This is a genomic window from Bacillus multifaciens, assembly GCF_030756675.1.
Taxonomy (GTDB): domain Bacteria; phylum Bacillota; class Bacilli; order Bacillales; family Bacillaceae_G; genus Bacillus_A; species Bacillus_A multifaciens.
In genome coordinates, this window is sequence record NZ_JAVBXD010000048.1 from 21,218 (window position 1) to 30,601 (window position 9,384).

Below are 9,384 nucleotides of genomic sequence, written 5' to 3' on the forward strand. Positions count from 1 at the left end.
CTTGTGGACGTTAAACACTCGGAATCGACAGCCGACGGGCTATAAATGGAGGTTTTACACATGAAAGAACTGAAAGAAACTAAGTTTCCTCTACGATTAGACTTACAGTTTTTTGCTAGCGAGAACGAAGAAGCTGATACAACAGAGGAACAAGAGGAAACCGATCAGACGCAAGAAACAGAAGAAACGCAGCAACAAGAAAAAAACTTCACGCAAGCTGATGTGGATGCCATTGTTGCTAAAAGAGCAAAACAGGCAGCCAAAAAAGCGCGTGAGGATGCCGAAAAAGAGTATCAGCGTAAGAGCATGAGTGAAGAAGAACGGCGTCAACAAGAGTATGAGGACTTGAAAAGAGAAAATGAATCATACAAAGCTAAAGCTAGACGCGCTGAATTAAAGGACCATGCAACAGATTTGTTAAGAGGTGCTGGCATTCCTACTCGCTTTGCTAATCGTTTGATTGGTGAAGATGAGGAAGCGACAGAACAAGCAGTAAAAGAATTTATTGCGGATTGGAACAGTGAACTGTCTACAGCTGTAAAAGGTAAGTTAGCGGGACCAACGCCTAAACAACCAAAAGTAGAAAAAGAAACAATTGATAAAGCAGAAGCAGCGTTTGACGCAGCTTGGAATGATTAGGAGATGATGATTAATGCCAATTGAATTAACTACGAAATATGCCCAAAAGGTTGATGAGCGTTTTTCTAAAGGTGCGCTATCAACACCAAGTGTTAACAATGATTATGAATTTGTGGGAGCAGCTACAATTAAGGTTACATCCGTTGAAACTGTTCCTTTAAATGACTATAAGCGTTCTGGATCAAATCGTTTTGGGGAACCAAATGAACTAGAGAATGATTTACAAGAGCTAACATTAACACAAGATAAAAGCTTTGCTTTCACTATCGATAAAATGAATGAAGAAGAAACGGAAATGAAGGCCGCAGAAGCATTAGCTCGCCAAATTCGTGAAGTAGTTGTTCCGCATGTTGATACGTATCGATTTGCACAGATGGTTAAAAATGCTGGTATGGTAGTTGAAGGTGCATTGGACGAAAAAACAGCTTATAAATCTGTAACTACCGCAACAGCAGCTTTAGATGAAGAGGATGTACCGGAAAACCGTGTACTTAATGCTTCTCCTGAGTTTATTAGTTTAATTAAAAACTCTGATGGTTATGTAAAAAACTCAGATTTAGCACAAGATAGAGTTGTATTCAAAGGACAAGTAGCTGAATTAGATGGAATGCCAGTCGTAAGTGTCCCTTCTAAACGATTAGGTAAAGATGTAAACTTTATGATTTGTCATAAGTCCGCAACTGTTGCTCCTATTAAACTCGCAGAATACCGCCTCCACAAAGATCCTCCTGGTATCTCTGGTACTCTCGCTGAAGGCCGTGTATATTTTGATGCATTTGTTCTTAAAAACAAAAAAGTTTCAATCTATGCTCACAAAAAGAAAGCAGCATCTAAATAAGAGGGCGTGTCCCTCTTCCTCTAAGGAGGTAACACATGGTTACTACAGTAGATCGAGTTAAAAAAATTCTTCGTATTGATGGAAATGAACAAGATGATCTAATCGATATATTCATCCCGATTGTGGATTCATTTATTCGCAGATACACAGGTAACGACTTCGAACACGGTTATCCACCAGATTATGAAATTATTGCTGTTAGATTAGTAGGCTACCATTTATTCGCTACTGATGAGGACAAGCAAGATGGAGTAAAAAACGAGCGATTAGGCTCATATAACGTGTCATACGCAACTGATGAAGAACAATATCCCAAGCACTTGTTAAAAGGGCTTAGAAAGCGACTGAGAACATTATGCGATTCAGAGGAAGAATAAGCAGACTTATTAAGAAATTTGGGATTGATGTAACTATTTATCGAAAAGAGAAAGGTACTGGACCATATAACCGAGGTAAATACCAAAAGGAATATTCATTCAAAGGTATCGTTGATGAGACGTTGCAAGGCGGCGACGTTGGTATGGCTTATCAGAAGGTTACAGAGGACATAAGTGCTGTTTTGTATTGCCTTCCAACTGATATCAAGAAAGGTGATGTTATCGCTACAGATACCAAGCATTACAGCGTAAAAAAGGTATCTAATCCAATGAGTGCTAGTGACCATCTTGAAGTAGCGCTTGAAGAAACGGAGATCAAAGCCGATGAGTTGGCGATATGAGTCTAATATCAACAATGCTATAAAGGCTATGCAACAAGCGGAGAAGCTTGCTGTTAGACGTGGGGCTGAGTACATCAAAGGAAATGCGGTCGCTTATTCGAGAAAAGCTAGTGGGGACACAGCAAGAGGATTTGAAGTGACGGTTGTTATAGATGGACAAACTATCAAAGCTGTTATTTATAACAACAAAGAGAATGCCATATATGAAGAGTTCGGCACAGGTATTTACGCTGAAAAAGGCGGTAGAAAAACACCGTGGGTATATCGTGATAAACGTACAGGTAAGTTCTATCGAACTCATGGTAAAAAAGGAACAAAAGCATTGCGGAATGCAGCAGAAAAACACAGGTCTGAGATTAACCGCATAATGGAATCCACCATGAAAGGTGGTATTGGATGACCGATTTAATAGAATTCATAGATCAGTTTTTAAGAGATATATTCGAGCCTTATGGCGTTGAGGTGTTTTATAAAGACGCAGAAGGCGAGAAGGTTCCTTTTCCATATGTTGTTTATACAAGTGAATCAGATCCTATTTCGAGAATACGGGAAGATTTTATATTCACTGTTAACATCTGGGGAACAAGTAAAGAGTATCAGATGCAAGATGAGACATCTGAATTGATAAAGAAGGCAGTTAATAACGGTACTTTTATTAGTCGATGTGCACCGATGACAATTGCGGTTGATTTTGCTGGTAGAGGAGATATTCCAGTAGAAGACCAAAACATAAGATTGAAAGAAGTACGTTTCAGAGTTAGATACTACAATATGTGAAAGGTAGGTTTTGTAAATGGCAGCGCCAAGACCAAATCCTTATGCCCTTGTATTAGGCGAAGGGGCGATCATTATGAACCTTGGTATTAAAGATAAAGAAATTCCATTAGGAGCGTTAAAAGGTGGGGGTTCATTCTCTTATGAACCAGAATTTAAAGCTGTAGAGTATAACGGTTCAAAGGGGGATACAAAAGGATTTAAGCGTATTGTTTCATCTAAAACACAGATGAAAACAGGAGGATTGCTTGAATTCTTCGATCCTAAAAAAGTAGTAAACTTCTTTCCGGGAGCAGAGGTGTCAGAAGTTGAAAAAACTGTTGGTGGTCAGAAAAAGAAATATTCTGTAATCACTTCACGTGAGAAAGTAACAATGGATTCTTACTTAGAAAATATTGCTTTTGTCGGTGAAACAGCAGATGGCCGTGACGTTATTATTATGGTACTTAACGCTTTAAATGATAGTGCAATTGAAGCAGCATTCGAAGGTGGCGAAGAAATGGCGCCAGAAGCAACCTTTACTGGACACCGTGATCCTTGTGACCTAGACAAAGCACCGTTCGAAATTTGGATTGAGGGCGGCGGTAAAGAATTTGTTTGTAATTTACCGCCAGAAGCAGCAGAAAAGGTAAAAACATTAGAAAAGCAATAGGGAGGGGTAACCTTTTCTATTGCTATAAAAGGAGACTAATAGAATGGCTATTACATTAAATGATAAAGAATATAAAATGCGGAAATTAGGGATTAAAGACGTATTCGCTTGCTCCCGTATTTTAAACAAAATGAATTTAAAAGAAGAGTTTAGAGAGTTAGCAGTGAAAGGTGCTGAAATGAGCGATCGTGCTAATAAAGGTGAAGACGTTAAACAAATGCAGATCGAGTTAGGTATTGATATGATGTATGCTGTTTTGTCAAACATCGGTGCAGCGGAGAGTGAATTTTTTGAATGGTTAGCCTCTATTTATAAAACTTCTGTTCCACAACTTGAATATTACCTTGATGACCAATTAGAAGCTGTTGTGAGTGATTTTATGGAAAATGAAGGTAAAGAAGGTTTTTTGAACTCAGTCAAAGGGCTACTGAAATTGACGAAATAGATTTCATAGACTCTTTAGCTACAAGGTATAGTGATATGTCATATATTTCGTCATTATCACTTCAAAATGTTTTTGCCCTCTATTACAAAGCCAAAGAGAAACGAATGGAAGAACGTCGTTTCCAAACTTGGTTGCATCACATTCCACTTATGGCCCTCAACGGAAATATCATCCCGTATGAACAAGCCTTTTCTACAAGTGATCAGAAACAACACAGCCGTATGACAGAAGAGGATAAAGAAAGAATCCTCGAAAAAGCAGCAAATATTTCAAAAAGATATAAAGAAATGCGTGGTGATTAACGCATATGGAAGTTTTTCGAATGTTCGGTTCTGTCTTTCTTCGAGATCAAGAAGCAAGGCAGGGATTGGAACGATTAGACAGACATGCACAGAGTACCAGCAGAAACATTAATAAAGGTTTTTCTGGCATGGGCCAAAAGTTTGGTCAATTAGGTCAATCAATTGGTGCAGCTGTTATACCAATGGCCAGCATGGCAGGAGTGGCAGTCGGTGTTGGTGCATCATTAGCTGGTATTGTCACAGCTGGTGCTAATTTCGAGCAGATAATGTCAAAAGTAGCAGCTGTTTCCGGTGCATCTGGTAACGAAATGAAACAGTTGCAAGCGCAAGCGAAAGAGTTAGGTGCAACAACGCAGTTCTCGGCTACTCAAGCCGGTGAGGGTATGATGTATCTTGCGCAAGCGGGATTTAAAACTGGCGATATCTTAAAAGCTATGCCCGGTATGCTGGACTTAGCAGCTTCAGGCGCTCTTGATTTAGGTGCCGCAGCAGACATTGCATCTAATATTATGAGTGGCTTTGGTCTAAAAGCAGAACAAGCTACACATACAGCAGATGTGTTAGCGAAAGCGGCAGCTGACGCAAATACAGATGTAAGCGAGATGGGTGAAGCGATGAAGTATGCAGCAGGGACAGCGCATACTGTCGGTTTCACAATGGAAGAAACGTCAGCTGCAATGATGGCTATGTCGAACAGTGGATTAAAAGGTTCTGTTGCAGGACAAGCGTTTGCGACATCACTTGGTCGTTTAGCTAAACCAACAAAAGAAATGCATAAGGTAATGGATGAGTTGAACCTCACTTTCTTTGATGCACAAGGAAAGATTAAACCACTACCAACAATGATTAAAGAATTAGAAGATAAAACAAATAAAATGACAAATCAACAAAGGTCAGCAACATTAACTACTCTGTTTGGTGCAGAAGCGTATAAAAACTGGGCAGCTCTTTTACAAGCTGGAAGTGGATACTTAGAAGAAAACACAAAAGCATTAGAACATGCAGATGGTGCAGCAAAGAAAATGGCTGATACGATGACGAATAATTTAAAAGGTAAATGGGATGAATTTACCTCAGCATTAGAAGGATTAGCTATAACAATTTTCACGCTTATTGCTCCCGCTCTAGGTGCTATTGTCATCGGATTAACCAAAGTTGTTCAATGGGTAGATGGTGCGATTAATAAGTTTGTAGACTTAAACAATTATGTAGGTAATATTCAAGCTATAGGACAAGCTATTAAAGATTTTTGGTTAGCCGCATCTGGTGATAGAAATGCCATGGTTCAAGGTTATGACATTTTGACAAAGTTAGGTTTCTTAGCCAATGCAATCAAGTTTATACAAGATACTACGGCAGCTGTTCAATATGGAATAGAAACTATGAAAGCCTTGGTTTCTGGCGATTGGGGTACAGCTGGTAGTTTTCTAGATAAATTGGGTTTCTCATCAGAGCGAAAAGCGGACGTTATTATGTTTGCTCAAGATGTGTATGTATCAATAACGAATTTGTTAACAAATATCCAAAATGGACTGCAATCTTTCATTCCAGTTATAACTGGGATAATTAGTGCAGCATGGGACTTCATAAAAGGTATCTTCGATACAATAGCTCCTTATTTAATGCCTCTTTTAACAGACGTTCTCAATTTTGTGAATGGAATTATAGAACAAATTGCATCTTTTTGGAAGGAAAACGGAGATCAAATTGTTCAAGCTGTACAAAATGCATTTTCAATCATTCAATCTATTATTTCTTTTGTAATGCCAGTAATTATGATGATTGTACAGTCAGCTTGGGATGCTATTAAGGATATTATCCAAGGTGCGGTAAATATCATTATGGGAGTAATTAAATTTTTCTCATCTGTTTTGACTGGTGATTTTTCCGGAATGTGGGAAGGTATAAAACAGATATTCAACGGCGCGATTCAATTTGTGTGGGGGCTCATTCAGTTTTCGTTCGTAAAACAAATTTTTGGTGCCGTGAAGGGATTAGCAAGTTCTTTTGCATCATCAATTAGTGGTATGTGGTCAACGGTTGTTGAGTACTTCAAAACGTTCATAAAAGAGCCTATTTCATCGGTTGTTAGAATGGTAGCTGATATTGGATCGGCAGCATCAAAGATGACATCAAAATTAGTAGATCCGATAAAATCGGCATGGGTAGGAATCACCGGATGGATAAGTAAAATTCGAGATGGAATTGCTAATATGTTTAGTGGCGTTCATATTCCTGTTCCGAAAGTCAATGTAAATGGTTCGCTAAATCCAACAAAATGGGCAAGCGAAGGGCTGCCAACATTCGATGTTAAATGGGCAGCAAATGGTGCACTTGTTAAACCGGGTATGCCAACACTCGTCGGTGTTGGTGATGCTAAAGGATACGATGAAGCTGTCCTTCCTTTACGTGATAGCACGCTTGGAAGAATTGGTCAAGAAATTGCTCAAACAATGCCTATGCAGAGTAACAATGATAGACCTATTGAAATTACGATTGTACAAGAAAATAAGTTAGATGGAATGAGATTGAGTCGCCAAGTGAATAAATACAACGTACGTGAAGATAAAATTCAACAACTTAAGAATGGAGGTGCCGAGTTTGCATAATTGTCCTCATGACGCAATGCTCATCTATGAAAATGGTAATACTCAATTGTTAAGCAAACTCAACTTACATGTTGTTGATGCTTTTGTTGATGAGCCGAAGGTAAGAGATGATGAGTTACAAATTAAAGGGATGTATGGTGTACAGCTAATAAATCGAGCGTACACGAAGCGACCTTATTACCTCAAATTTACGTTTGATTCCTACGATATACAAAACCTCTATGAAAAAAGACGTGAAATAAGAGCCTTCTTTGCAAGGCTCGGCGTCTTTAGAATTATTTCCACATTAGAACCAGCCATTTCATACCGTGTCCAATATAGAAACATGGAAATGAAGAGAGAAGGGTACGGTGATTTATCTCCTGTTATAACTGTTGAGTTTGATAATATTGACGGTTTTGGCGAAAGTACATTCACCTCTTTGGACGTAAAAGAATGGGATTCTAATAAATTTGCATGGGGAATGGGAATGGAATGGGACGACGACTATAATTACACATTCAAAGAAAAAAAGTTCCATTTTAAAAACATAGGGACCATGGAGATTAATCCGGCACAGCACGATATAAAATGGCGTATTAAGTGTGATCCACGTTACTTGAAAATTACTAACTTTACTACTAATGATTCATTAACAATTTATAACCCGAGCGCAGTTTCACAGGGAATAATTGTTATAAAGGGGCTTCACATAGAAGATGAATATTCTCGTAATCTTGTACGTCATGCTGACGCAGGGGAAATACATCTTGTACCGGGTATAAACCAAATCAAAATCGAATCATCTACATTCCATTGGTGTGAGATTGATACGAAATTTTATTACTTGTAAGGGGTGAGAGAATGCAAAGACTATATCAAATTAACAGTCCAATCAATGCTGATGAACGAATGCAGTTAAATGAAGAAGTAGACAATATATACAAAGGCATTAACAAGAATGCAATAGATATTAGTAGCTTAGAAGCTGAATTCAATAGATTTTTGAATAAATATGGCATCGATAAAGCAGTGTTAGAAAGAGCAATTCAAGATGGTGATACAAATACTTTAAATGTAGTCAAAAGGATGATTTCAGATTTCTTAGCAGCTAAGCCATCAAATTTTGATGAGGTAGTCGCAGCAAGGTTAGGTGAAAAGACTTTATATGATTTCAATCAAAAAATAAAAGCAAAGCTTGATAATACAGACAAGTTTCAACAAATAAAATTAACGGATGATAAAGGAATCGGGAAACGTGTTAAAGATATTAATGAAATTGTAGGTAAATCTGTTTTTTTTACTTATAGCATATATGGTGATGGGATAAGCGGGCAACCAAATGGGAGCAAGGTTGGAGTTATTATCGCGAATACATTCACTACAAACGAATACACAATCATGTTAGGTATTGACGGAGATACAAGTAAAATGTATGTGCAAACTGTGCATAAAGGTAATATTCTGAAAGCCTGGACTCCATTCGGTTTTGAAGGTGCTTATGACGACATAAAGCAAGAAGTGTTAAATGTAAAAAGTAAGCATCCTTCGTTAGATGTGGCAATCAGAGCAATGATTCCATATAACAGTGTCAATTATTACGGTAGCGATAACGCGGCCTTTCAAAAAGCTCTAAATGAGTCGGCGGGGAAAACATTAGATATTCCAGCAGGAACGTACACAATTGGTGATTTAGAAATTCCAAGTAACATTACAATTCGCGCAGATCCGAATGCTTTATTTGTTTTAAAGGCAGGAAGTACAACGTTATTTACTAATAAAGATACAGTTAATATCGGTGGATATGATAAAACAAGGGGAATCACTTTTAAAGGTGGACTATTCGATCTTAAAAAGCTAAAAGATACAAAAGCATTTGTGTTATCACATTGCCAGGATGTTGTGATTGATACAAAAATTATTAATGGTGGTGAGTCGCAATCATACGTCGCTTTGAATGCTGTGAAAGATTCAAAAATAGACATAGAAGCTGTAGATTGTAGCGCTACGACATCAATAGGTGCAGCGGTAGGTATTTATGTATTCAACGATAAAAATGCGCTCACAAATCAAAATGCGAAGCCTTATGATATGACACCTTGCGACAATGTAAATGTAAATCTTAAATTAAAAAATGTGAAAAAAGGTTTAGTAGAAATTGCACCAGTAGATAAAGTGATTCATAAAAATATCACTTATAACGTACAAGGTGAGAATGTGTTAGAAGAGCTCGGATTATTCAATAATATGTCTTATTTCAAAACAGAAAAGGTAATTGGAAATGATATTGGGCATGGTCTTATTTTTCAAATTCTAAACAATACTTGCGAAGATTTCACAATAGAAGGTGTAAATATTAGAAACGGTAAAAATAAAGAAACATCACGCGGTATCTGGTTTAAAAGTAAGGAAGGTGACAATGCTCCAC

Annotated in this window: 12 protein-coding genes; all 12 read left to right on the plus strand. The window is 37.8% G+C overall.

Annotated features, from left to right (window positions below):
• The first annotated feature begins 60 nt into the window (after positions 1 to 60).
• The gene (locus Q9306_RS21680) at positions 61 to 639 is read left to right on the plus strand and encodes a capsid assembly scaffolding protein Gp46 family protein (protein WP_306202255.1); all 579 of its coding nucleotides are present in this window, start codon (positions 61 to 63) and stop codon (positions 637 to 639) included.
• 13 nt (positions 640 to 652) lie between these two features.
• Positions 653 to 1,477 carry a hypothetical protein gene (locus Q9306_RS21685; protein WP_306202258.1) on the plus strand — a complete coding sequence of 275 codons (825 nt, stop codon included), beginning with the start codon at positions 653 to 655 and terminating at the stop codon, positions 1,475 to 1,477.
• Positions 1,478 to 1,512: 35 nt separating this feature from the next.
• A complete protein-coding gene (locus Q9306_RS21690; RefSeq protein WP_306202260.1) occupies positions 1,513 to 1,854 on the plus strand; it encodes a head-tail connector protein in 342 nt (113 codons plus the stop codon).
• A complete protein-coding gene (locus tag Q9306_RS21695; RefSeq protein ID WP_306202262.1) occupies positions 1,833 to 2,195 on the plus strand; it encodes a hypothetical protein in 363 nt (120 codons plus the stop codon). Before Q9306_RS21690 ends, Q9306_RS21695 begins: the two co-directional genes overlap by 22 nt.
• A complete protein-coding gene (locus tag Q9306_RS21700; protein WP_306202264.1) occupies positions 2,179 to 2,595 on the plus strand; it encodes a hypothetical protein in 417 nt (138 codons plus the stop codon). The genes Q9306_RS21695 and Q9306_RS21700 overlap by 17 nt, the downstream gene beginning before the upstream one ends.
• Positions 2,592 to 2,972 carry a hypothetical protein gene (locus Q9306_RS21705; protein ID WP_306202266.1) on the plus strand — a complete coding sequence of 127 codons (381 nt, stop codon included), beginning with the start codon at positions 2,592 to 2,594 and terminating at the stop codon, positions 2,970 to 2,972. Before Q9306_RS21700 ends, Q9306_RS21705 begins: the two co-directional genes overlap by 4 nt.
• Positions 2,973 to 2,988: 16 nt before the next feature.
• Entirely contained in the window at positions 2,989 to 3,621 is a 633-nt protein-coding gene (locus Q9306_RS21710; RefSeq protein ID WP_306202268.1) for a hypothetical protein, read from the plus strand.
• A gap of 43 nt (positions 3,622 to 3,664) precedes the next feature.
• Entirely contained in the window at positions 3,665 to 4,066 is a 402-nt protein-coding gene (locus Q9306_RS21715; RefSeq protein ID WP_306202270.1) for a hypothetical protein, read from the plus strand.
• A 104-nt stretch (positions 4,067 to 4,170) separates the two neighbouring features.
• Positions 4,171 to 4,368, plus strand: coding sequence for a hypothetical protein (locus tag Q9306_RS21720; protein WP_306202272.1), 198 nt, complete (start codon positions 4,171 to 4,173; stop codon positions 4,366 to 4,368).
• A 5-nt stretch (positions 4,369 to 4,373) separates the two neighbouring features.
• Positions 4,374 to 6,977, plus strand: a complete 2,604-nt coding sequence (locus Q9306_RS21725) for a phage tail tape measure protein (protein WP_306202274.1) — start codon at positions 4,374 to 4,376, stop codon at positions 6,975 to 6,977.
• A complete protein-coding gene (locus Q9306_RS21730; protein ID WP_306202276.1) occupies positions 6,970 to 7,809 on the plus strand; it encodes a phage tail domain-containing protein in 840 nt (279 codons plus the stop codon). Before Q9306_RS21725 ends, Q9306_RS21730 begins: the two co-directional genes overlap by 8 nt.
• An 11-nt stretch (positions 7,810 to 7,820) precedes the next feature.
• On the plus strand, positions 7,821 to 9,384 hold a 1,564-nt coding region (locus tag Q9306_RS21735; protein ID WP_306202278.1), incomplete at its 3' end, for a pectate lyase family protein.